Origin of the sequence: Methylobacterium sp. Leaf99 (genome assembly GCF_001422375.1) — a bacterium.
Classification (GTDB): Bacteria; Pseudomonadota; Alphaproteobacteria; order Rhizobiales; family Beijerinckiaceae; genus Methylobacterium.
In genome coordinates, this window is sequence record NZ_LMMU01000007.1 from 823603 (window position 1) to 847382 (window position 23780).

Genomic DNA, 23780 nt, shown 5'->3' on the forward strand with positions numbered 1-23780 from the left:
GGTCAAGTGAAATTCGTTCGATCGCCCCGGATCGCGTGGTCGCGACCGGCCCCTCCCCCGGGAGAGGCAGGATGATCGCAGATGAAATTCGCGGTCTGAGATCGCCGCAGAAATTCGTTGTCGAAGAAGCGGAGTCCTCGGTGCGCATCCCCTCGCCCCGCGTGCGGGGAGAGGGCCGCGACGACCCCGTCGTCGGCGCGGCGAGGCGGCAGCCGACGGTGAGGGGGCCAATTCGGATGAGGCTCCTCCGACAAAGCCCCCTCACCGTCGCTGCGGCTTCGCCTGCGCTCGCCGCAGGCACGGCGGGGTGCCTGCGGCCCTCTCCCCGCAGGCGGGGAGAGGGGGATGCGCGCCGAGCGCTCCGCCCGACGGGCCAAGGGCTGAGGCACCCGCAAGCGTTCATCTGCGATGGCCCCGCCTTCCAGGAGAGGGGACCGGCGCGGTCCCGCGTCCCTCAGCGACACGCATGATCGATCGAACCGGTGACGTGGACACCGCGTCAGTCCATCAGCGCGAGGGCCCGAACAAAGAAGTCCGGGCCGCCGAAATTGCCGGACTTGAGGGCGAGGCGCATGGGTGTCGCCCCGCCCAGGGTGCGCAAGACCGGGACGCCGGGGGCGATCTCGGGGCCGAGCAGGAAGGCACGCAGGCCCAGCCGGTCGACCACGGCGCCCGAGGTCTCGCCGCCGGCGACGACGAGGCGGCGCACGCCCCGCGCCACCAGGGCCTCGGCGAGGGCGGCCAGGGCCGCCTCGATGGCATGGCCCACGGCCTCGCCGCCGTGGCGGGCCTGGAGGGCGCGGACGGTGGCCGGTTCGGCGCTGCTGGCGATGAGGACGGGGCCGGCCCCGATCCGCGCCCCGGCCCAGGCGACGGCGTCGGACACCGCTCCGGCTCCGGCCAGGATGCGCTCGGGATCGAGGCGCAGCACCGGCATCACCGCTTCGGCCGCCGCGATCTGGCCCAGGGTCGCCTGCGAGCACGAGCCGGCAAGGCAGGCGGCGTGACCGCCGACGGGGGCGTCCGCGTCCGTGCCCCTCCCGCCGCGCCCGGCCGCCACCAGGGCACGGGCGAGGCCGAGGCCGAGGCCGGAGGCGCCGACGGAGAGGGGATGGCGCAGGGCGGCCTTCCCGAGGGTTTCGAGGTCGGATTCGAAGACCGCGTCGGCGATGGCGGCGCCCATGCCCTCGGCCGCCAGGGCGTCGAGGCGGGCCGCCACCGCCGCCGGTCCGGCCGCGACAATGGGCAGGTCGACGAGGCCGACGGGCGCCGTGCTCTGCCGGGCGAGGACCCGCACGAGGTCGGCGTCCCGCATGGGGTTGAGGGGATGGTCCTTGAGCGGGCTCTCGTTCAGGGGCACGCCGCCGACGAAGAGGTGGCCCTGGTAGACCGTGCGGCCCGTCTCCGGGAAGGTGGGGGTGACGAGGGCGATGCGCCCGGCCCTGAGGGCGTCCATCACCGGGCCGATATTGCCGGCTGGCGTCGAATCGAAGGTCGAGCAGATCTTGAACAGGACGTGCCCGGCCCCGCGCGCCCGCAGCCAGGCTTCGGCCGCGCGGGACCGCGCCACGGCGTCGGCGGCCGGGATCGAGCGGCTCTTCAGGGCCACCACCACGGCATCGACCTCCGGCAGCACGAGGTTGTCCGCCGGGATGCCGATGGTCTGGACCGTGCGCAGGCCCGCCCGGGTCAGGGTGTTGGCGAGGTCCGAGGCGCCGGTATAGTCGTCGGCGACCGCTCCGAGGGCGAGGCTCATGCGCCGCCCCCCTGGCCGGCGCGGTAGGGGGCGAACCAGCTCAGGCCCTCGCGGGTGCCGGCGGCCGGGTTGTACTCGCAGCCGACGAAACCCGCATAGCCGAGGCGGTCGAGCTCGGCGAACAGGAACCAGTCGTTCATCTCGCCGGTGCCGGGCTCGTTGCGGGCGGGCACGCTCGCGGTCTGGACGTGGCCGACCATCGGCATGAGCTCGCGCAGGCGGGTGGTCACGTCGCCGTGCAGGATCTGGCAATGGTAGAGGTCGAACTGGAGCTTGAGGTTCGTCAGGCCGAGGTCGCGGATGAGATCGGCCGCCATCCCGAAATCGGCGAGGAAGTAGCCCGGCATGTTGCGGGCGTTGATGGGCTCCAGCACGAGGTCGAGTTTTTCACGGGCCAACCGCTCGGCGGTCCAGGCGACCGCCCGGCGGTAGGCGTCCCGTGCCCGCGGGTCGCGCGGATCGGCCATGCCGGCCATGAGGTGAAGCCGGGCGACGCCCGTGGCTTCGGCGTAGCGCAGGCCCGTCTCGACGCCCGCCTGCACCTCCGAAAACCGGTCCGGCAGGGCGGCGAGGCCGCGCTCGCCGGCAGCCCAGTCGCCCGGCGGCAGGTTGAACAGGGCCTGGGTCAGGCCGTGCCGGGCGAGGCGCTCGGCGATGGCCTCGGGGGGATGCTCGTAGGGAAACAGGAATTCGATCGCCGTGAAGCCGGCCTCCGCCGCCGCCGCGAAGCGGTCGAGGAACGGGACTTCCGTGAACATCAGGGTCAGGTTGGCGGCAAAACGCGGCATGGTTCGGGGCTCCCTCAGGCCTTGGCGGTCGGCAGGGTGGCGCCCGCCACCCGGGCGTAGAGGCGGGCGACGGAGGCGTCGTCGTCGCCCCCCATGCCGGAGCCCGACGCCATCAGGAACATCTGCAGGGCGGCGGCCGCCACCGGCACCGGGTATCTTTCGGTTCGGGCCATGTCCTGCACGATGCCGAGATCCTTGACGAAGATGTCCACCGCGCTCTTCGGGCTGTAATCGCCGTCGAGGACGTGCGGCATCCGGTTCTCGAACATCCACGAATTGCCGGCGGACGCCGTGATGACCTCGTAGACCTTCGCCAGATCGAGGCCCTGCTTCGCCGCGAAGCTCATGGCCTCGCAGGCGGCGGCGATGTGGACGCCGGCGAGCAGCTGGTTGATCATCTTGAAGGCGGCGCCCTGCCCGGCCGCGTCGCCGAGCTCGTAGAGCTTGCCCGCCATGGCATCGAGCGCCGGCCGGGCGGCGGCGAAGGCCGCCGGCGTGCCCGAGGCCAGGAAGGTGAGCGTGCCGTCGAGGGCGCGGGCGGCCCCGCCGCTCATGGGCGCGTCGAGGTAGTGGCGCCCCGTCGCCTCCAGGCGCGCGCCGAGGCGCCGGGCGATGGCCGGGTCCATGGTGGCGGACGACACGAACACCGCGCCGGGCGCCATGGTCTCGGCGGCCCCGCCGGGGCCGAACAGCACGGCTTCCGTCTGCGCGGCGTTGACGACGACGCAGATCACCACGTCGGCGCCCCGCGCCGCGGCGGCGGGATTGGCCGCCGGCTCACCGCCGAGGGCGGCGAAGCGCGCCACCGCGTCGAGGTTCACGTCGCAGGCCGCGACGGTGAAGCCGGCCCGGAGCAGCGAACCGGCCATGCCGGCGCCCATGGAGCCGAGGCCGATCACCGCCGCGCGGCTTTTGTCCTGTGTGTCGAGGCTCATCGAAGACCTGTCGGATGGGGTGTCGGAAGGACTATTGAGGGGGGACGGCCGCCCCGATGTCAGCGGTTGACCACGTGCTTCGGGGTGACGAACACGCAGACGGAGCCGATCACCAGCATGGCGGCCAGCGCGTACATGCCGGCGGCGGTGGAGCCGGTGAGGTCGCGCAGAATGCCGATGAGGTAGGGGCTGGCGAAGCCCGCGAGGTTGCCCACCGAGTTGATGAGGGCGATGCCCGCCGCCGCCCCGGCGCCGCTGAGGAAAGCGGTGGGCAGGGACCAGAACAGGGGCGCGCAGGTGAGCACCCCGCCCGCCGCCACGGCGAGGGCCGCGATGGCCACCACCGTGCTGCCGGCGCTCGCCGCCACCACGAAGCCGGCGGCGCCGCACAGGGCCGGGACGATGAGGTGCCAGCGGCGCTCGCGCATCCGGTCGGCGCTGCGGCCGAGCCCCACCATCACGAACACCGCGAACAGGAACGGGATCGCGCTGACGAGGCCGATGTTGAGGTTGCCCTGGACGCCGGACGCCTTGACGATGGTCGGCATCCAGAAGGTCAGGCCGTACTGGCCCGTGACGAAGGCGAAGTAGATCAGGCTCATGAACCAGACCTGGCGGTTGCGGAACACCGTGGCGATGGAGTGCGGGCTCCGCTCCTTGCCGGCGCCGTCGGCGGCGATGTCGCCCTCGATGACCGCCTGCTCGGCCGGGTCCAGCCATTTCGCCTCGGACGGGCGGTTGTCGAGGTAGAAGAACACCGCGAGGCCGACCAGCACCGCCGGCACCGCCTCGATGAGGAACATCCACTGCCAGCCCGACAGGCCGTGCGCGCCGTGGAACGTGTCCATGATCCAGCCCGAGAGCGGGTTGCCGAAGATGCCCGAGACGGGAATCGCCGCCATGAACACGGTGATCACCCGGGCGCGGCGATGGGCCGGAAACCACGTCGTCGTGTAGAGGATCACGCCCGGATAGAAGCCGGCTTCGGCGAGGCCCAGCAGGAAGCGCATGAGGTAGAACGTGGTCGCCGAGTTCACGAACATGAACCCGGCGGAGATGAGCCCCCAGGTGATCATGATGCGGGCGATCCAGACCCGCGCCCCGATTCGGTGCAGGATCACGTTCGAGGGCACCTCGAACAGGAAGTAGCCGATGAAGAACAGGCCGGCGCCGAGGCCGTAGACCGTCTCGCTGAAGCCGAGCTCCTGGGACATCTGCAGCTTGGCGAAGCCGACGTTCACCCGGTCGAGATAGGCGACGACGTAGCAGAGCATCAGGAACGGCACGAGGCGCCAGAACACCTTCCGGTAGGTCCGGTCGACGAAATCGGGCGCGGACGTCGCGACGCCCGGCGCGGCTCTGGCCTGCACCGTCATGGTTTCCTCCGATCGGCACAGTCGTTGCGCTGCACCATTTAGGGCGGCCCCGTACTGTTCGTCGGCGCTCGAATCATTGAATACCGAATTTTGGCAGCGCTGCCAATCTGATTGTTGCCCACGCCTAACCTTGCTATGGGCTTGGAGACGGGAACGACAACGAGGGAATGGGGACCGCGCCGCGTGACCATGCATGACCCCGACCACCGCGCCGTGACCCTGGCGGACGTCGCCCGCCTGGCCGGCGTCGGCGAGAGCACGGTGTCGCGGGTCCTGCGCAACCAGGGCTCGTTCTCCAAGCGCACGCAGGCGCAGGTGGCGGAGGCGGTGGCCAGCCTCGGCTACGTGCCGAACCGCCTCGCCGGCATGCTCGCCGGCGCGCACGGCACGGCGGGGGCCAAGCTCGTCGGCATCGTCATCCCGTCGCTCGGCAACGTGGTGTTTCCCGACCTCCTGAGCGGGGCGGCCTCGGTCCTCGACCGCGACGGCTTCCAGAGCGTCATCGGGGTGAGCGACTACGATCCGGCTCGCGAGGAAGCGCTCATCGGCGCCCTGCTGTCGTGGCGCCCGGCCGGCCTCATCGTCACCGGCCTCGAGCATACGGACGGCGCCCTGGCGCGCCTGCGGGCATCGGGCATCCGCGTCGTCGAGATGATCGACACGGACGGCCCCGGCCTCGACATCGTCGTCGGGTTCTCGAACCGGGCCGTGGGCCGCGACAGCGCCCGCCACCTGCTGGCGCGGGGCTACCGCCGCATCGGCTACGTCGGCCACGACGTCACCCGCGACCTGCGGGCGGGCAAGCGCCTCGCCGGCTTCACCGAGACGCTGACCGAGGCCGGGATGCCCCTCCACGACCGCGAGATCGCGGCCGGCGCCTCCTCGGCCGCCGCCGGGCGGGCCGCCCTCGACCGGCTGCTCGCCCGCACCCCCGGCCTCGACGCGGTCTACTTCTCCAACGACGACATGGCGCTCGGGGGCTACTTCCACTGCCTCGCGGCCGGCCTGGCGATCCCCGACCGCCTCGCCCTGTTCGGCTTCAACGCCCTCGACATCACCGCCGCCATGCCCCAGCCGCTCGCGACGGTCCGGACCCCGCGCCGGGCCATCGGCGCCGTGGCGGCGGAGCGCCTCGGAGCCGGCGGCCCCAGGGAGGTCGTCGACCTCGGCTACGATCTGATCCCGGGCGCCACCGCCTGATTGTTTCGCCCGATAGGAGGCATTCCATGAGCGACGCGGCATTGCGGGACCAGATTTGCCGGTTCGGCCGCTCCCTGTTCGAGCGCGGCCTGACGCCGGGCTCGTCGGGCAACATCTCGCTCCGCCTCGACGACGGCGGCTGGCTGGTGACGCCGACCAACGCCTCGCTCGGCTTCCTCGACCCGGCGACCCTCGCGCGCCTCGACGCCGCCGGCCGCCTCGTCTCGGGCCACGCGCCGACAAAGGAGATCCCGCTCCACGCCGCCCTGTACGACAGCCGGGCCGACGCCCGCGCCATCGTCCACCTGCACTCGACCCACGCGGTCGCCGTCTCGATGCTGCCGGAGATCGACCCGAGGGCGGTGCTGCCGCCCCTGACGCCGTACTACCTCATGCGGGCGGGGGCGACGGCCCTGGTGCCGTATTACCGCCCCGGCGACCCGGCGGTGGCCGACGCGATCCGGGGTCTCGCCGGCCGCTACGCCTCGGTGCTGCTTGCCAACCACGGCCCCGTGGTCGCCGGCACCACCCTGGAGAACGCGGTGTTCGCCACGGAAGAGCTGGAGGAGACGGCCAAGCTCTACCTGTTGCTGCGCAACCTCAACCCGCGCCACCTCAGCCCGGCCCAGGTCCAGGACCTCGTCGCGCATTTCGGCCTGACCCTGCCGGAGCCGCACGACCACTGAGACGGCTTTTGCGCGACCGCTTCGGATCGAGCGGCCGCGACGGCCCTTGCCGCTTCGTGCAGACCGTCTGCGCGCATCCCCCTCTCCCCGCCCGCGGGGCGGGGCGATTGCAGATGAACACCGGTGTCATTCCGGGGCGCCGCAGGCGAACCCGGACCCGGAGGGCCGCGCCGGAGGCGTGCAATCCAGAGCCGCCGACAGCGCAAAGCCTTGCCAGATGCGGGGAGAGGGGATGCGCACCAGGGGCTCCGCCTCGTCGACACCGTGTTCAGCGGCGGTTTCTAACCGCGACCCTCGGCACACCACCGCCCCGCATTGTAATGTTGGAAATCTGACGCGTGGCACCGGCCCTGCACCTCCGTGCCGGGTCGAGAGCTTTCGGTCCGCACAGGGATGAGGAATACGAAAGCTTCCATTTCCCGACCTGTTAGGCGGTTAAAGGATGCCTCCAGGAAAGCAGCGACGGCACGGCACGTGCTCATCTTCGATGTTTACCACCGCTGATTTTGCAGGGGCGAACGATGGCATTGATCGATCGATACATCCCAAACCCAAAGTACCGAGAGCATCACAGCGCAACAGTGAAAGCGTCTGCCGAAACTGTGATTGCCGCCGCAGCGGCCTACCAAACAGAAAGCGATCCGTTCTTTCGACGGATGATCACCCTGCGTCAGCTGCCAATGCGGGCTGAGGCATTTTTCAAGCGTCGGCCAAGGGAGGCTCTGCCACCGTTTGGTCTTGATAACTTCACTCTGCTTGAGCGTAGCGAAAGCGAGATTGTGTTTGGCTTGGCTGGCCGTTTCTGGCGGCCTGACTTCGATCTGGCACCCCTAAGCGGTAGGCATGATTTCCTCGATCTGAATGAGCCCGGGATCGCGAAACTCGCCTTCAACTTCGCGGTGCGGGCCCGTGGGGCGGGAGTAACGATCCTTTCAACGGAAACGCGCGTCTTATGTGTGGACCGGGCTGCGAGCGTTAGATTTGCGCCCTACTGGTATCTCATCCGTCCAGTGAGCGGCCTGATCCGTCGCCGCACTTTGATCGTCATCCGGCGAACGTGCGAGAACGACTCCGAACGGGTGCTAGAGTAAGCGTTTGCTGTCCGTTTTCGAGCAGGATCGGAGACGATTTAGATGTCTCAGTAGGATCGAGAGCGGTCGGGACCACGCGCCAGGGTCCGACCCCTGGGACAGAGCCCCGCGCTTGCCCGAAGCGGCCAAACCCACAAGCCGGACGGACGGCCCCGATCGCCGCACTGCTTACGGCAATTCCGCGGGCCGCCCGACGAAACGCCGCCCCTCCCGGAAACCCCCGCTGTCCACACCCAAGTCCCGCGCAAGACCGCGGGCGCGGCTCACCATTCAGTCGCATTCGCGTAGGACAAGGCGGCGCCGCGCACTCCGCGCCGGGTCCGTCTCAAGGCAGCGATGATCTCCCTCGACACGCCGTTTCTCGTCTCGGTGCTCCAGATCGTCTGGATCGACCTGCTGTTGTCCGGCGACAACGCCGTGGTCATCGCCCTGGCGTGCCGGGCGCTGCCGCCGCGCCAGCGGCGGATCGGCATGCTGCTCGGGGCCGGCACGGCGGTGGCCCTGCGCATCGTCTTCGCCCTCGTGGTGTCCTGGCTCCTGGCCGTGCCCCTCCTGCGCGTGGTCGGCGGCGGGCTGCTGCTCTGGATCGCCGTGAAGCTGGCGCTGGGCGAGGACGAGGATGCCCACGCCGTCGACGAGAGCACCTCCCTGTGGCGGGCGGTGCGGACCATCGCGGTGGCCGATGCGGTGATGAGCCTCGACAACGTCGTCGCCATCGCGGCCGCCGCCAAGGGCCATGCCGAACTGTTCGTGTTCGGGCTGCTGCTGTCGATTCCCCTCATCGTCATGGGGGCCGCCCTGATCACCCGCCTGCTCCAGAGATTTCCCGCCATCGTCTGGGCCGGGGCCGGACTGCTCGGCTGGATCGCCGGCGAGATGATCGCCACCGACCCCCTGTTCGCCGGGGGGCTGGCGGGCCTGCCCCATGCGGCGACCTGGGCCGCCGCCGCCGGCGCCATCCTGGTGGTCGCCGTCGCCGCGCTCCTGACCCGGCGGCGCACGGTCCGGACGCGGGCCTCGGACGCGGTCCAGCGTGGCTGATTTCTTCTCAGGGCGTCCGCGCCCGGCCTTCGCCCCGTGGGGCGCCGGTCTCGCCGCCCTCGTCGTCCTGATCCTCGGGGGCTGGCAGATCGGCCGCCGGATCGGTCCCGCGGGGGCGGAGGCGTGGGCGCTCGACACCGCGATCCCGGCCGGCCTCGTCGGCGTGGCCGTCTGCGCCCTCGTCGGCCTCGCCCTGGCCCTGGAGCGGCAGCGCCGGTCCCTCGCCGCCGAGGGGGCCCTGTTCCTCGGCCTGTTCGAGGCCGCGTCGGCCCCCCAGATCCTCGTCCGCCTGGCGGCGGACGGCAGCCCCCGGATCGTGCGGGCCAACGCGGCCGCCCGTCTCGCTGCGGCGCTGCCCCCGGACCGGCCCTTCGCGGAAGAGATCCCGCCGGGCGAGGCGCAGGCCATGCGTCCCCACCTCGCGCGGGCCGTCGCCACCGGCCAGCCGGTGCGGGTCGAGGGACAGATTCTGCCGCTGTTCGGCCTCGGCGGCGCCGACGTCCTCTACGTCCCCGTGCGCGGGCCGGGCGCCCCCACCCTGGTCTGCGTCACCCTGCACGACCTCGCCCGCCTCAGGGGCGCCGAGGCGGAGGCCCGCGACGCCACCCGCCTCCTCGCCATGGCCGAGCAGGTCGCCCATGTCGGCCACTGGCACGTCAGCCTGGCGACGGACGCGGTGATCTGGTCGGACGAGGTCTACCGCATCCACGGCCTCGATCCGGCGCACTTCACCCCCACCCTCGCCACCGGAATCCGCGCCTACCATCCCGACGACCGCGCCCGCGTCGAGGAATGCATCACGGCGGCGATCCGCGACCGGACCGGCTTCGAGATCCGCCTGCGCATCGTCCGGCCCGACGGCGACGTGCGCGACGTGTTCGCCCGCGGCATCTATCAGGCGGCGGGGGCGGAGGGCGGCGATTCGCTGTTCGGGGTGTTCGCCGACCTCACCGACCGCAAGCAGGTCGAGCGCGCGCTGGCGGACAAGTCGGCGCTTCTCGAAGCGACCCTCGAGAGCATCGACCAGGGCCTGATGCTCATCGCCGCCGACGGGACCGTGCCGGTGGCCAACCACCGGGCCATCGAGATCCTGCGCCTGCCCCCCGGCATGATCGGCCAGCGCCCCGATTACCGCGCCGTGCGCCGGCACTGCCGGGCCACGGGCGCCTGGGGCGTCCTGATCCAAGACCCGGCGCACTGGCACCTCGACGGCGAGCGCCGCACCACGGACCTGCGCTCGGAGCGCCGGCGCGACGACGGCAGCGTCATCGAGATCCGCTCCCTGCCGATCCTCGACGGCAAGGGCCACGGCAAAGGCTACGTCCAGACCCTCACCGACATCACCGACCGGCGCCTCGCCGAGACCCGCCTGCGCGACAGCGAGGCGCGCTACCGGCTGCTCGCCGACCACACCTCGGACCTCATCCTCCTCGACGACCCCAACGGGCGCCACCTCTACATCTCGCCCGCCATCACCCCCATGCTGGGCTACAGCCTCGACGAGGCCAACGCGGCGGGCCTGCGCACCCTCGTCCACCCGGAGGACATCGCCAACCTGTCGGCGACCCTGCACGCCCTGGCGCCGGCGCGCCCCACGGGGTCGGCGGTCTACCGCCTGCGCCACAAGGACGGGTCCGACATCTGGGTCGAGGCCGCGTTCCGGCGCATCGAGGAGCACGGCAACGTCCAGATCATCCACGCCATCCGCGACGTCACCGAGCGCCAGCGCCAGGAGCTCGACCTCGAGCGGGCCAAGGTGGCGGCGGAGGCCGGCGCCCGGGTCAAGGCCGAGTTCCTCGCCAACATGAGCCACGAGCTGCGCACGCCGCTCACCGGCATGCTCGGCGTCCACGACCTGCTCATGGGCGACGCAGCCCTGAGCGTCTCGCAGAAGCGCCTCCTCGGCCTCGCCCAGGAATCGGGGCGCTCGCTCCTGACCATCGTCAACGACATCCTCGACTTCTCGAAGATCGAGGCCGGCCAGCTCGCCGTCGAATCCCTGCCCTTCGGCCTGCGCGCCCTCCTGGAGGGGTGCCGCGAACTCTCCGTCGAAGCGGCGCGGGGCCGCGCCGTCACGGTGTCCGTCGAGGTCGCCCCCGACATGCCGGACTGGTTCATCGGCGACCCGACCCGCCTGCGCCAGGTGGTGCTGAATCTGGCCACCAACGCCATCAAGTTCACCACGGACGGGGGCGTCACCCTGCGGGCGCGCTGCAGCGGCGCCGGCGCCGTCCCGCTGGTGACCATCGAGGTCGTCGACACCGGCATCGGCATCGCGCCCGACGCCCTGCCCCACCTGTTCGAGCGCTTCGCCCAGGCCGACGGCTCGATCTCGCGGCAATACGGCGGCACCGGCCTCGGCCTCGCCATCAGCCGGCGCCTCGTCCGGCTCATGCGCGGCGAGATCGGGGCGACGAGCCGGATCGGCGAGGGCTCGACCTTCTGGTTCACCCTGCCCCTGCCCCTGGCGCAGGCCACGGAGGGCGGGTCCGGCCGCACGGCCCTGACGGCGCCGGCGCCCCTGGCCCGGCGCCTGCTGCTCGCCGAGGACAACCCCATCAATCAGGAGATCATCGGCACGGTGCTGCGCCAGAAGGGCCACGCCGTCACCGTGGTCGGCGACGGAGAGCGGGCGGTGAGCGCCGTGGCGACGGAGCCGGCCTTCGACCTCGTGCTCATGGACGTGCAGATGCCGGGCCAGGACGGGCTGGCGGCGACGCGGGCGATCCGTCAGGCCGAGGCCGACGAGGGCCGGCGGCGGCTGCCCATCGTGGCGCTCACGGCCAACGCCATGGCGGAGGAGATCGCCCGCTGCCGGGCCGCCGGCATGGACGCCCACGTGGCGAAACCCGTGGACTGGACCCTGCTGTTCGCGGCCATCGACGGGTTGCTGTCGCGGGCGGGCGACGCGCGCCCGTAGGCGGTCAGCCCTGCAGCTCGCCCCAGGACGGCTTCCACACGGAGCGGGGGTCGATCACCACGATCTCGAGGCCGCCCTCGTTGGCGACGTGGACGGCGATGCCGAAGGCCTCGTTCACCGGCAGGGTTCCGGTGGTGCTGAACAGGGCGCCGTCGGCGAGCTTGACCTCGCCGACCACGGCGCCGCCCGTCCGGTCCAGGCACAGGGTGACCGCGCTCGCCACGGGGGCGGTGACGCGCCGGAAGGGTTTTGCCATCGGGGTGCGGTCTCCGATCGAAGGGACAGTAACGCGGTCGCGCAAAAGAAAAGGGCGGCTGTGACGCCGCCCTTCTCGCAAGTCCGTGGTGGGCCGATCAGCGCTTCGAGAACTGGAAGCTGCGGCGGGCCTTCTTGCGGCCGTACTTCTTGCGCTCGACCACGCGGCTGTCGCGGGTGAGGAAGCCCTCGCGCTTGAGCGGCGAGCGCAGCTCGGGCTCGTAGTAGGTCAGGGCCTTGGACAGGCCGTGGCGCACGGCGCCGGCCTGACCCGAGAGACCGCCGCCATGCACCGTGACGGTGATGTCGTACTGGTCGACGCGGTTGGCGATGGTGAGGGGCTGGCGCAGGATCATGCGCAGCACGGGGCGGGCGAAGTACACCTCGACGGCGCGGCCGTTGACGATGACCGTGCCGTTGCCGGGCTTGATCCAGACGCGGGCGACGGCGTCCTTGCGCTTGCCGGTGGCGTAGGCGCGGCCCTGGGCATCGAGCTTCTGCACGTGGACGGGGGCGGCGTCCTCGGGGTTCTCGACGTTGCCGCGGGTGAGGTCGGAGAGGGACTGGAGGGTCGCCATGATCAAGCGCTCACGTTCTTGCGGTTGAGGCTGCCGACGTCGAGCGCCTGCGGCTGCTGGGCGGTGTGGGGATGCTCGGAGCCCTTGTAGACCCGGAGGTTGCCCATGATCTCGCGGAAGAGCGGACCGCGCGGGAGCATGCGCTCCACGGCCTTCTCGACGATGCGCTCGGGGAACCGGCCGTCGAGGATAAACTTGGCCGTCCGCTCCTTGATGCCGCCCGGATAGCCGGTGTGGTGGTAGTACACCTTCTGCTCGCGCTTGCGGCCGGTGAACTTCACCTTCTCGGCGTTGATGACGATGACGTTGTCGCCGCAATCGACGTGGGGCGTGTACGAAGCCTTGTGCTTGCCACGCAGGCGCATCGCGATGATGGAGGCGAGCCGGCCGACGACCAGGCCCTCCGCATCGACGATGATCCACTTCTTGTCGACATCGGCGGGCTTCAGCGAAAAGGTCTTTTGCGCGCTGCTCATCCCGTGACGTTCCATACTGATCTTGAAAAGGGCGCGCCGCCACGTGCAGGACGCGGCGGCGTTGGTGCGGTCTCTAGGGGGTGATCGGCGCGGCGTCAAGCCGGAATGCGGTTTCGGGCCTCGAAATGGCGAAAACCGCAATGTTCTGAGCGGGTTCGCAGAAGTGGTATTGGAGTACCGCAAGGTGCGCATCCCCTTCTTCCCCCTGCGGGAGAAGGTGGCCCGCGTCAGCGGGTCGGATGAGGGGTGTGACCGATCCGGAAGCGTCGCTCCCCTCTCCCGCCTGCTCCGCAGGCACCCTCCCCCGCAGCGGGGGGAGGGTTCGCCGTGCTACCGCTCCGGCGGGATCGAGTACGTCCCGGTGGCGTGGCACACGAGCTCGTTCGAATCGGGCGCGGTGATCGCCACCTCGCCCACGGCGAGGCGCCGCCCGAGCTTCAGCAGCCGCGCCTCCGCGAAAAGCCCGTTCGGACCGGGCCTGCGCAAAAAGTTGAAGTTGAGGCTCGTGGTGACGGCCAGCGCCACGGGGCCGATGTTCGACAGAATCGCCGCGTAGAGGGCGTAATCGGCGAGCGCCATCATGGACGGGCCCGAGACCGTGCCGCCGGGGCGCAGGTGGCGGTCGTGGTGGTCCATGCGCATGGTCGCGCGCAGGGGCCCGACGCCGACGAGGTGATAGGTCCGCCCGCCCGCCGCCATCTGCGGAAACGCCGCGTCGAGGAAGTTTCGGGTCTCGGACAGCGACAGGGCGAGCGGCGGGGTGTCGGACATGCGGGCGGGTCTCCGTCTCGACCTTGCAGCATGCCGGGCCATGCCCGACAAGGGGCCGGCATGCCCAGCCACGACGCCTACGACCCCGCCCTGATCCGCCGGGTCCTCACCGAGACCCGACACATCGCCCTGGTCGGCGCCTCGGCCAACCCGGCCCGGCCGAGCCACCACGTCATGGCGTTCCTGCTCGGGCGCGGATATCGCGTCACCCCGATCAACCCCGGCCTCGCCGGGCGGACGCTTTTGGGTGTCCCCGTCCTCGCCCGCCTCGCCGACCTGACCGAGCCCGTCGACATGGTCGAAATCTTTCGCCAGTCCGACGCGGCGGGTGGGGTGGTGGACGAGGCGCTGGCCCTGCCCTGGCTGCCGCGCTTTGTTTGGATGCAGGTCGGCGTGCGAGATGACGCCGCCGCCGCAAGGGCGGAGGCGAAGGGGTGCGTGGTGGTGATGGATCGGTGTCCGAAGATCGAACTTAAATTATAAAATTACATATTAGCAAGTTAAATTAATCGACTTACTTGTCTTTCGTATGTTCATCAGAAAGATTGTTATTCACTTGTAAAGGCCTAATCGATTTGTTTGCTTCTCGGATAGCGTCCGACAAGGGACCAAGTTGAGTTAATCCATACAAAGGCAACTCTTCCAGCACGCTTCTGAGCTTGTCTTCTGGCATATCTTTTAGCACATTTGCAATTATGCGGAAAGAGTCTGGGCGGTGCTTAAGATTTTCTGAGTAAACACCGAATTTTCCCAAGAAATGCTGTATATCTGATAGGCTTGTTAAGAACTCTTTTTTCTCAAAACCGTCGGCAATTCGATACAAAATATTTTTCTGCTGATCTGTCGCCTGAATCTTGTCAATATAATCTTTCGGTAATAGCTTTCTTGCAGGTTTTCTATTCTGAAAGTTTTTTTCGCCAGAAACATTTCGATTTTTGTTTGACCGATCAAGAGTTCTACTCTCAATTTTGCTGAGCTTTTCATAGACTTCTTCAAAACCCCACTCATTGACTAAAGTGGAAAGCAAGCTGATCAAAAGTTTGTCTGGATCATTTTTCATGATCTATCAAAGTCCAATAGAGTTGAAAAACTCTTTTGCGAAGCGAGGAAAAATGGCAGCGTTTCCTGAATAACTTTGGTCACCACGCATCAGTTTTGGAAAACCTCGCGAGAAAGGAAGTTCTGTTCGAAAAATCGGCCAATCGTTTTTGGCAGCTTCCGCGCGAATTTCCAACATAGCTCTTGTTTTTTCAGGGCCGCCATTGTTTCCGCCGTCATAAAACGCGTTATTAACAACAACGCCTGCTACATCAATTCGATTACCTCGATTAGCATTTCGAAAGTTTACCAATGATTGTTGAAGTAATGGAAATCCGATAGTAGCAAAAAATTCTGGTTTGACTGGAACCAAGACCAGACCGCTGGCATGATAGGCAGCCTGTGTGAGCACCGATTCTGTTGGAGCACAATCTATAATTATAAGATTTTTATTGCGAAACTCCGTAGATAAAAACCGGGCTAAGATTTTTGGGTCAGGCGGTATAGCATTGGTAAGATTGTCGGAGAAATCAAATCGGGAAGGTATTACATCTAAACTATGGTTTTCAAAGGTGATGACCGGTATTGCTACTTCAGAAGCGTTTAGTGGGCCACTTGCCTGTGAACTGGCAGACGGTGGCCGGTATCCGTTGAAAATTTCCACGATGGAGGGGTCTCCCTGCGATAGGAACCGATTGTATGTCCCCCTCATCAAAGCTTGACTAAGATTCGCTTGAGGATCTAGATCCACAGCAAGAACGTCTTTTTGCAAATAAATGGATGCGTGCCTACACAATAACGCTGAAATTGTTGACTTTCCGACCCCGCCTTTGAGATTGATTACGCAAACGACGAGTGGACCATTAGGTCTTGACATATGATTTTCTAAAAAATCGAACGAAACGTAAAACAGCAATTTAGATAAATTCCGACCAATGATACGAATCCTCATGCTGTTGTCAAATTTTTAATTAAACCGGGGCGACCATCAAATGTTTATATTGGTTTTCGTCTAGTCTCCTCCATCAACCACACAGCCCAAAAACTAACCCCAGCCGCCACAGCCAGATAAAGCCCCACCCAACCCACACCACCCCACTCACTCAACCGCTGCGCCAGGTACGGCGCAGCGGACGCCCCCAAAATCCCCGCAAGGTTGTAGGTCACCGACGCCCCGGTGTAGCGCACCCGCGTCGGGAACAGCTCGGGGAGCAAAGCCCCCATGGGGCCGAACAGCCAGCCCATGGCGAACAGGCCGAGGCACAGGAAGCCGAGCACGAGGCCGCCCTGGCCGCTGCCGAGCATGGGGCCCATGAGCAGGCCGAGGCTGGCCGTGAAGGCGAGGCCGGAGAGCAGGACGGGGCGGCGGCCGTAGGCATCGGCGGCCCAGCCGGAGAGCGGGATGCCGAGGGCCATGAACAGCACGGCGACGCATTCGAACAGCAGGAAGGTCGGCCGGGTGAAGCCGAGGGTCGAAACGCCGTAGCTGAGGGCGAACACCGTGGAGAGGTAGAACACCGCGTAGCAGGCCACCATGGCGAAGGTGCCGAGCAGAGTCGCGCGCAGGTACTTCGAAAAAATCACCGCGAGCGGCACGCGCTCGGGGGCGGCCTGTTCGAGGGCGGCCTGGAACACCGGGGTCTCGGTGAGCTTCAGGCGGACGTAGAGCCCGACGCCGACGAGGGCGGCGGAGGCCAGGAACGGGATGCGCCAGCCCCAGGCCTGGAAATCCTCGGGGCTCAACGCCAGGGCCAACCCCAAAAACCCGAGATTGGCGGTGATGAAGCCCACCGGCGCGCCGAGCTGCGGAAAGATGCCGTAGAGGGCGCGGCGGCCCGGCGGCGCGTTCTCTACGGCCAGCAACGCCGCCCCGCCCCACTCGCCGCCAAAACCCAGGCCCTGGCCGAAGCGCAGGACGCAGAGGGCGAACGGCGCCCACCACCCGGCGGTGGCGTAGGTCGGCAGGCAGCCGATGAGCACCGTCGACAGGCCCATGATCATCAGCGAGGCCACCAGGGTGGCTTTCCGCCCGACCCGGTCGCCGAAATGCCCGAAGAACGCCGCCCCCAGGGGCCGGGCGATGAACGCGATGGAGAAGGTCGCGAACGCCGCGAGCGTCTGCACCGCCGGATCGCCCGGCGGGAAGAAGATCGGCCCGATCACCAGGGCGGCGGCGGTGGCGTAGACGTAGAAGTCGTAGAACTCGATGGCCGTGCCGACGAAGCTGGCGACGAGAATCCGCGCGGCGGAGACGGGTGGGCTGATGGAGCGCATGGCCGCCGCTGTAGCGAAGCTTTCGGGGGGTGCCTAGGGACGGATTGCGGGTGATGTCATCGGGTACTGGCGGACGATCTTACGCCATTGCCGGCGGACCACGCCTTCGGGCTGAACGGATGCACGCATCCCCTCGCCCCGCCTGCGGGGAGAGGGACGCGTCTCCCCCTCGTCGGGGAGCGCGTCGAGGCGGCAGCCGAGGGTGAGGGGGCTTTGTCGGAAGAGGCACTTCCGGAATCGCCCCCTCACCGTCGCTGCGGCTTCGCCTCCGCTCGCCGCAGGCACGACGGGGTGCCTGCGGCCCTCTCCCCGCAAGCGGGGAGAGGGGATGCGCGCCGGCGCTCTGCGCTAGGGGCTGACGCACGCGCAAGCATCCATCTGCGAATGCCCGGTCCTGCGGGGTAGGGAAAAGCGCACGCGACACCCGCATCAATCCTTCAGCGGATCATGCCCCCAGTTCATCAGCGACAGGCGCCAGGGCGAATCCTTCACGGCGTCCTTGTCGTCGGGGCCGCCCTGCTTGAGGTGGCGGTGGACGTAGCTGACGACCTTGCGCATGTGGGCGTAGTCGTCCTCGGTGAGATCCGCTTTCTTGGTGTGGAGCAGTTCGACGATGCGGCGGCCGGAGGCGTGGCCGGTGGATTCGCCCTTGCCGTTGGATTTCTGGCCGACGGCATGGCTCTCGTCGGTGTCGAGAAACTTCTCCAGGGCTGAGGCGGTCATGTTCATGGCCGCCTTGAAGTCCGTCCACGTGGTCTCGTCGTCATGCTCGGCCATGGCGAAAACTCCCGGGTTCGTGTGTCTGCCGATCGATCACGCATACGGGGGTGGGCCGGTTCCGGGCCGTGGCCGCGTGCCCCAGGGCTCGCGCTTGACCTCGGGCGCTCGTCCGCTACAAAGAACGGATGTTCGTTTAAGCGGAACAGGGCCAGGGGGGCCCTTCCGCTGACAACGGTTGGCGCTAGAACGGTGCCGATGTGGGCCCGCCGGCCCCTGGAGGATTCCATGACCGACCGCCTGCCCGGCTTCAACACCCTGGCGATCCACGCCGGCGCCGCCCCCGACAAGTCCACGGGCGCGCGGGCGACCCCGATCTACCAGACGGCGTCGTTCGTGTTCGACGACGTCGACCACGCCGCGTCGCTGTTCGGCCTCCAGGCCTTCGGCAACATCTACTCGCGCATCACCAACCCGACCAACGCCGTGCTGGAGGAGCGCATCGCCGCCCTCGAAGGCGGCACGGCGGCGGTGGCCGTCGCCTCGGGCCACGCCGCCGAGTTCCTGACCATGAACGCCCTGATGCAGCCGGGCGACGAATTCATCGCGGCCGACAAGCTCTACGGCGGCTCCATCAACCAGTTCAACCACGCCTACAGGAACTTCGGCTGGAACGTGGTCTGGGCCAAGACCGACGACCCGTCGTCGTTCGAGCGCGCCATCACGCCCCGCACCAAGGCGATCTTCTGCGAGTCCATCGCCAATCCGGGCGGCGTCATCACCGACATCGCGGCGCTGTCGGCCATCGCCAAGCGCCACAACATTCCCCTCGTCGTCGACAACACCATGGCGACGCCGTACCTCATCCGCCCGTTCGAGCACGGCGCCGACATCGTGGTGCATTCGGCGACGAAGTTCTTAGGGGGCCACGGCAACTCCATCGGCGGCCTCGTGGTCGATGGCGGCACCTTCAACTGGGCCGGCGACAACCGCTATCCGGCCCTGTCGCAGCCCCGGCCGGAATATGCCGGGATGGTGCTGTCCGAAAACTTCGGCAACTTCGCTTTCGCCATCGCCATCCGGGTGCTCGGCCTGCGCGACCTCGGGCCGGCCCTCGCGCCGTTCAACGCCTTCCTCATCCTCAACGGCATCGAGACCCTGCCGCTCCGGATGCAGCGCCACTGCGACAACGCGCTCGCCATCGCCACCCACCTTTCGGGCCATGCCGCCGTGGACTGGGTCAGCTATCCAGGCCTGGAGAGCGACCCCTACCACGCCCTCGCCCGGCGCTACGCGCCGCTGGGCTCCGGCGCCGTCTTCACCGTCGGCCTCAAGGGCGGCTACGCGGCCGGCGTGAAACTGGTGTCGAACCTGCAGCTGTTCTCGCATCTCGCCAATATCGGCGACACCCGCTCCCTGGTGATCCACCCGGCCTCCACCACCCACCGCCAGCTCACCGATCCCCAAAAGATTTCGGCCGGGGCCGGGCCGGAGGTGGTGCGCCTGTCCATCGGCCTCGAGGACCCGGCCGACCTCATCGAGGACCTCGACGCGGCGCTGTCGGCGTGACCGGCGCATCGGTACGGCGCGCCGGCGCGCGCCGGGGCGTGGACCGGACCGGGCCTCGGCGCACGAGGCCGTGCGCCGGCGCGCCGCGTCATACCCGCGCCGGTGAAACGAAGGCGGTCCGGGCCCCGTTGTTGACGGCATGGGTGGCGGGGAATAGGCCCCGACCATCCCGTTGCGCGAGATCGTCCGGCCGCCGATGACGCACTCCCAAGACCTCTCCCGAGACCTCTCCGTCGTGCTCCTCGTCGAAGACGACGGCCTGCTCCTGATGGAAGCGGCCGACACCCTGGCGGATGCGGGCTTCACCGTGGTGGAGGCGAGCCACGCCGACAAGGCCTTGACGGTGTTGGAGAATCGCGACGATGTCGGCGTGCTGATGACCGACGTCGACATGCCGCGCGGCTCCATGGACGGCTTCGCCCTCGCCCGGCTCGTCGCCCATCGCTGGCCGGCGATCCCCGTCCTCGTCGTCTCCGGCATGGGGACCCCCGGCCCCCACGACATGCCCGACGGGGCTCGGTTCATCCCGAAGCCCTACGAACCCTCGACCCTCGTGCGGACCCTGCGCGCCTTCGTGCACCGGGCCGCCTAACTCCCTGTCAGACTTCGAGAAAAGGCCCCATGGCCACCGAGACCAGACCCCAGCGCTTCGCCACCGCCGCCATCCATGCCGGCGCGGCCCCCGACCCCGCCACCGGCGCCCGGGTCCAGCCGATCTACTTCACCAACGGCTTCGTGTTCGAGTCGACGGAGCAGGCGGCGGACATCTTCGCCATGCGCCGCACGGGCTTCTCGTACTCGCGCGGCTCGAACCCCACGGTCGCCGCCCTGGAGCGCCGCGTCGCCGCCCTGGAGGGGGCCACCTCCGCCGTGGCGGTCTCGTCCGGCCAGTCCGCCCTGCTGCTGATCCTGATGACCCTGATGCGCAGCGGGGACGCCTACGTTGTCTCGCCGCGCCTGTTCGGCGGCTCCCTCGGCCTCATCAACCGCCTCGACGGGCGCTACGACCTGAAGGCCCTCTACGCCAAGGGTCTCGACCCGGCGGATTTCGAGGCGGCGATCACGCCCGAGACGAAGGCCATCGTCTGCGAATCCATCGTCAATCCGTGCGCCACCGTCATGGATCTGGCGGGCATCGCCGCGGTGGCGCGGCGCCACAAGCTGCCGCTCATCGTCGACAACACCCTGGCCTCCCCGGCCCTGATCCGGCCCATCGAGCACGGCGCCGACATCGTCATGCACTCGACCTCGAAGTTCCTCGGCGGCTCCGGCCAGACCATCGGCGGCGTGATCTGCGACGCCGGCACCTTCGACTGGGCGGCGGCGCCCGACCGCTACAACCTCATCGCCGAGCCGTGGGAAGACTACGACGGCCTCGTCATCACCGAGCGCTTCCCCGATTTCAGCTTCGCCGTGGCCTGTCGCCTGTTCGGCCTGCGCGAGCTCGGGCCCGGCCTGTCGCCGATGAACGCCTTCCTCACCCTCACGGGCATCGAGACCCTGCCCCTGCGCATGGCGCGCCACTGCGCCAACGCCCGGACGGTGGCGGGCTTCCTCAAGGATCACCCGGCCGTGGCGTGGGTGAGCTATCCCGCCCTGCCCGGCCAGCCGGGGGAGGCCCTCGCGGCGCGGTACGTGCCGGACGGACCGGGCTCGATCTTCACCTTCGCCCTGAAGGGCGGCGAGCCGGCGGCGATCCGGTTCATCATGGGTCTCAAGCTCGTCTCGCACCTCGTCAACATCGGCGAGATCAAGTCCCTGGCGATCCACCCGGCGACGACGACGCACCGTCAGCTGCTGCCGCACGAGAAGCAGGCCGCCATGGTGGGACCCGAGACCGTGCGCCTCTCCATCGGCCTGGAGAACGCCGAGGACCTCATCGCCGACATCGAGCAGGCCCTGGCGCAGGCGGGCTGAACCGCCTTTCGAGCGGTACGCCAGCACCGTCCGGCGTCAGGCGCGAACCGGGACATCTCCGGTGTTCGGGGTCAGGAAACCCGGCACCCGCTCGGCCGGCATCGGCCTGCCGTAGAGGTAGCCCTGGACGTAGCCGCAGCCCTCCGCCAGGAGGACCCGCGCCTGCGCTTCGGTCTCGACGCCCTCCGCCGTGACGTCGAGGCCGAGGCTGCGTCCGAGTTGGAGGACGGCGGTGACGATGGCGGCGTCGTCCGAGTCGCGCTCGAGGTCCTGGACGAAACTGCGATCGATCTTGATCTCATCCACCGGAAAACGCTTCAGGTGCGTGAGAGAGGCGTACCCCGTCCCGAAATCGTCCAGGGCCACGCGGATACCGGCGGCGTGCAGGGCGTCGAGGACGGGCCCGACCCGATCGCCGTTCCCGCCCAGGAGCACCGTCTCGGTGATTTCGACGCCGATCCGGTCGCGGGCGAGGCCAACCGCGGCGATATCCGCCAGGAGCGCCTCGGCGAGGTCGCCTTCGCCGAACTGCGCCGAGGACAGGTTGAGGAACACCCGCCCCGGATCGTGGCCGCCATCGATCCAGCGGGTGACGTCGGAGACGATCTGTCGGCGCAGGACCCGACCGACCCCGATTCCGATCTCCGGATCGTCGAACACCGCGGCGAAGGCGGCGGGTGCGAGCAAACCGCGGGCCGGATGCCGCCAGCGCGCCAGGGCCTCGAAACCGACCACACCGCCCGTCGCGAGATCGACCTTGGGCTGATAGAACGGGACCAATCCACCCTCTTCGAGGGCCACGCGCATCTCACGGATGAGGGTCACGCGATCTTCGATGATCGCGCGAAGACTCGGCACGAAGCGCATGGCGCGATTCCGCCCCGCCCCCTTCGCCGCGTAGAGGGCGAGATCCGCGTCGGTGAACAGGTCGGTCGAACTCTTCGCGTCGGCGGGATAGACGGCGATGCCGAGACTGGCACGCGGGGCGACGATGCGGCCGCCGATGGCGGTGGGTGGTCGAAGGGCGTCCAGGATCACGTCGCTCAAGGCGTCGAGGTCGCGAGGCCCTGCTTCGCCGACAGGTCCGCACGGTGCGATGACGACGAACTCGTCGCCGCCCAGGCGTGCCACGAGGTCGCTCGGTTGCGTCACGTCGTTCAGCCGCCGGGCGACTTCCTTGAGCAGGGTGTCGCCGGCATCGTGGCCGAGGGTGTCGTTGACCTCCTTGAAGGCGTCGAGATCGATGAGGATCAATCCGACCTCGCCACCCACGACCCGGGCGTGCGCCAGGGCGTTGTCGAGGGTCGCCTGGAACAGGGCGCGATTGGGCAGTCCGGTGAGAACGTCGTGGTTGGCCGCGATCCGGATGCGCTCCTCCACCGCCTTGCGGCTGGTGATGTCGACGAGGCTTGAGACGATGTACGGTACCCCGTCGGCCTGGACCGTCTCCATCGACAGGAGGATGTCGCGCCGGGCTCCGGCGAGGGTCGTGATGCTCGACTCCTGGTCGCGGGTCGATCCGTGGGCGTCGAGAAGCGCCTGGAGGCGGCGTCGCTCGCTCGAATCGACCACATCGCGCGTGGTGTAGCGGACGATGCTCGCCCGGTCCGGAATTCCGAAGAACGCCAGGCCGGCGTCGTTCACGTTCACGAACCGGCCGTCCGACTGGCATGAGACCACGATCGGCACGGGCACGGCCCGGAACATCGTCTCGAACAGCCGGCGGCTGTCGGCGAGCTCGTCATTGGCACGCTGCGCCGCCCGGACCGCCGTCCACTCCAGCCGCCGCAGGCGGTTCCAGCGAACGACGAAGAGGAGGATCGGCACGTTCGACATGGCGGTCGCCATCACGATGCCCAGGGCCGTGGGGGGAACCGGCGCCGGGAGCAGGTACCCGCAGAGCAGCACCACGGTGCAGAAGTTGCCGGAGATCAAGGTCCAGCGGAAACTCGTCGGCACCACGAGCATGTAGACCGCGGGGAGCATCAGCAGGACGAACAGCGCGATGTCCGACCGCGTCGAGCACAGATACCCCACCGCAACGGCACTGACGAACTGCCATCCGATCATCACCCGTTGCAGGGCGGGAAACCCGTCGACGGTCCGCACGGCCCGGTAGGCCACGTAGGACACCACGATGACGGTGAGCCGTGCGGTGATGGCCGGGAGGAAATGCGCCTGTCCGTAAAAGCGCGCGTCGCTCAACAGGAACAGGCCGTTGAGGACGACGGCGAACAGGAAGATGAGGCGGGTGTGCCGGATCGTTTCCGGCAGCCGCTCGGCCTGGAAAGCGGCTTCGCGCTCGGGGACGGCGAACTCGCCGCCGATGGGGTGGAGACGGTTGCTCGGCATGGCACTCCGCCCTTTGCACGAGAAAGCTGGCGCAGAGCTT

At 68.4% G+C, this 23780-nt stretch carries 21 protein-coding genes and 1 pseudogene; 9 read left to right on the forward strand and 13 right to left on the reverse strand.

Features of this window, described 5'->3' with window-relative positions:
• Window positions 1–499: 499 nt before the first annotated feature.
• Genes otnK through ASF28_RS14725 form a run of 4 tightly spaced genes read right to left on the reverse strand, consistent with a single transcriptional unit; the run spans window position 500 to window position 4855 of the window.
• Window positions 500–1756, reverse strand: a complete 1257-nt coding sequence (otnK, locus tag ASF28_RS14710) for a 3-oxo-tetronate kinase (protein WP_056093880.1) — start codon at window positions 1754–1756, stop codon at window positions 500–502.
• Entirely contained in the window at window positions 1753–2544 is a 792-nt protein-coding gene (gene otnI / locus ASF28_RS14715) for a 2-oxo-tetronate isomerase (RefSeq protein WP_056093883.1), read from the reverse strand. Before otnI ends, otnK begins: the two co-directional genes overlap by 4 nt.
• Before the next feature lie 14 nt (window positions 2545–2558).
• Complete coding sequence (gene ltnD, locus ASF28_RS14720; protein WP_056093886.1) at window positions 2559–3479, reverse strand: L-threonate dehydrogenase; 921 nt, start codon at window positions 3477–3479, stop codon at window positions 2559–2561.
• 59 nt (window positions 3480–3538) lie between these two features.
• Window positions 3539–4855 (reverse strand): MFS transporter, encoded by a 1317-nt coding sequence (locus ASF28_RS14725; protein WP_056093889.1) that lies wholly within the window; start codon window positions 4853–4855, stop codon window positions 3539–3541.
• Window positions 4856–5044: 189 nt separating this feature from the next.
• Here ASF28_RS14725 and ASF28_RS14730 point away from each other — a divergent pair, with 189 nt between their 5' ends.
• From ASF28_RS14730 to ASF28_RS14745, 5 genes are all read left to right on the forward strand, one after another.
• Window positions 5045–6055 (forward strand): LacI family DNA-binding transcriptional regulator, encoded by a 1011-nt coding sequence (locus ASF28_RS14730; RefSeq protein ID WP_056093891.1) that lies wholly within the window; start codon window positions 5045–5047, stop codon window positions 6053–6055.
• Between the two features lie 26 nt (window positions 6056–6081).
• On the forward strand, window positions 6082–6741 hold the full coding sequence (otnC, locus tag ASF28_RS14735; RefSeq protein WP_056093894.1) for a 3-oxo-tetronate 4-phosphate decarboxylase: 660 nt from the start codon (window positions 6082–6084) through the stop codon (window positions 6739–6741).
• A 521-nt stretch (window positions 6742–7262) separates the two neighbouring features.
• Complete coding sequence (locus ASF28_RS21900) at window positions 7263–7832, forward strand: hypothetical protein (RefSeq protein ID WP_082476571.1); 570 nt, start codon at window positions 7263–7265, stop codon at window positions 7830–7832.
• 336 nt (window positions 7833–8168) lie between these two features.
• The gene (locus ASF28_RS14740) at window positions 8169–8873 is read left to right on the forward strand and encodes a TerC family protein (RefSeq protein ID WP_056093898.1); all 705 of its coding nucleotides are present in this window, start codon (window positions 8169–8171) and stop codon (window positions 8871–8873) included.
• Window positions 8866–11793, forward strand: a complete 2928-nt coding sequence (locus tag ASF28_RS14745; RefSeq protein ID WP_056093900.1) for a PAS domain S-box protein — start codon at window positions 8866–8868, stop codon at window positions 11791–11793. Before ASF28_RS14740 ends, ASF28_RS14745 begins: the two co-directional genes overlap by 8 nt.
• A gap of 4 nt (window positions 11794–11797) precedes the next feature.
• Here the strand turns inward: ASF28_RS14745 and ASF28_RS14750 are convergent, their stop codons facing one another.
• The 4 genes from ASF28_RS14750 to ASF28_RS14765 all read right to left on the reverse strand — a co-directional run bounded on the left by ASF28_RS14750 (window position 11798) and on the right by ASF28_RS14765 (window position 13873).
• The gene (locus ASF28_RS14750) at window positions 11798–12049 is read right to left on the reverse strand and encodes a hypothetical protein (protein ID WP_056093903.1); all 252 of its coding nucleotides are present in this window, start codon (window positions 12047–12049) and stop codon (window positions 11798–11800) included.
• Between the two features lie 97 nt (window positions 12050–12146).
• Complete coding sequence (rpsI, locus tag ASF28_RS14755; RefSeq protein WP_056093906.1) at window positions 12147–12626, reverse strand: 30S ribosomal protein S9; 480 nt, start codon at window positions 12624–12626, stop codon at window positions 12147–12149.
• 2 nt (window positions 12627–12628) lie between these two features.
• On the reverse strand, window positions 12629–13102 hold the full coding sequence (rplM, locus tag ASF28_RS14760) for a 50S ribosomal protein L13 (RefSeq protein WP_056093908.1): 474 nt from the start codon (window positions 13100–13102) through the stop codon (window positions 12629–12631).
• Between the two features lie 330 nt (window positions 13103–13432).
• Entirely contained in the window at window positions 13433–13873 is a 441-nt protein-coding gene (locus ASF28_RS14765; RefSeq protein WP_056093911.1) for a PaaI family thioesterase, read from the reverse strand.
• Between the two features lie 30 nt (window positions 13874–13903).
• Here ASF28_RS14765 and ASF28_RS14770 point away from each other — a divergent pair.
• Window positions 13904–14344: pseudogene (locus ASF28_RS14770) on the forward strand (CoA-binding protein); the annotation flags it as partial.
• A 43-nt stretch (window positions 14345–14387) separates the two neighbouring features.
• Here the strand turns inward: ASF28_RS14770 and ASF28_RS22610 are convergent.
• The 4 genes from ASF28_RS22610 to ASF28_RS14780 form a co-directional block, all read right to left on the reverse strand.
• Window positions 14388–14933: a hypothetical protein gene (locus ASF28_RS22610; protein WP_157085594.1), complete on the reverse strand. Its 546-nt coding sequence runs from the start codon at window positions 14931–14933 to the stop codon at window positions 14388–14390.
• 6 nt (window positions 14934–14939) lie between these two features.
• Window positions 14940–15863, reverse strand: coding sequence for an AAA family ATPase (locus tag ASF28_RS21910; protein ID WP_200912679.1), 924 nt, complete (start codon window positions 15861–15863; stop codon window positions 14940–14942).
• 44 nt (window positions 15864–15907) lie between these two features.
• The gene (locus ASF28_RS14775; RefSeq protein WP_056094255.1) at window positions 15908–17176 is read right to left on the reverse strand and encodes an MFS transporter; all 1269 of its coding nucleotides are present in this window, start codon (window positions 17174–17176) and stop codon (window positions 15908–15910) included.
• 438 nt (window positions 17177–17614) lie between these two features.
• Window positions 17615–17962, reverse strand: coding sequence for a DUF3140 domain-containing protein (locus tag ASF28_RS14780; RefSeq protein WP_056093916.1), 348 nt, complete (start codon window positions 17960–17962; stop codon window positions 17615–17617).
• A 228-nt stretch (window positions 17963–18190) separates the two neighbouring features.
• On the opposite strand from ASF28_RS14780, the gene ASF28_RS14785 reads away from it, so the two are divergent.
• The 3 genes from ASF28_RS14785 (at window position 18191) to ASF28_RS14795 (ending at window position 21388) form a co-directional block, all read left to right on the forward strand.
• A complete protein-coding gene (locus tag ASF28_RS14785; protein WP_056094258.1) occupies window positions 18191–19471 on the forward strand; it encodes an O-acetylhomoserine aminocarboxypropyltransferase in 1281 nt (426 codons plus the stop codon).
• A gap of 196 nt (window positions 19472–19667) precedes the next feature.
• Window positions 19668–20063, forward strand: coding sequence for a response regulator (locus tag ASF28_RS14790; protein WP_056094261.1), 396 nt, complete (start codon window positions 19668–19670; stop codon window positions 20061–20063).
• Between the two features lie 29 nt (window positions 20064–20092).
• Window positions 20093–21388 (forward strand): O-acetylhomoserine aminocarboxypropyltransferase/cysteine synthase family protein, encoded by a 1296-nt coding sequence (locus tag ASF28_RS14795; protein ID WP_056093919.1) that lies wholly within the window; start codon window positions 20093–20095, stop codon window positions 21386–21388.
• A 36-nt stretch (window positions 21389–21424) separates the two neighbouring features.
• Here the strand turns inward: ASF28_RS14795 and ASF28_RS14800 are convergent, their stop codons facing one another.
• Window positions 21425–23740 (reverse strand): putative bifunctional diguanylate cyclase/phosphodiesterase, encoded by a 2316-nt coding sequence (locus ASF28_RS14800; RefSeq protein WP_056093922.1) that lies wholly within the window; start codon window positions 23738–23740, stop codon window positions 21425–21427.
• Between the last annotated feature and the right edge of the window lie 40 nt (window positions 23741–23780).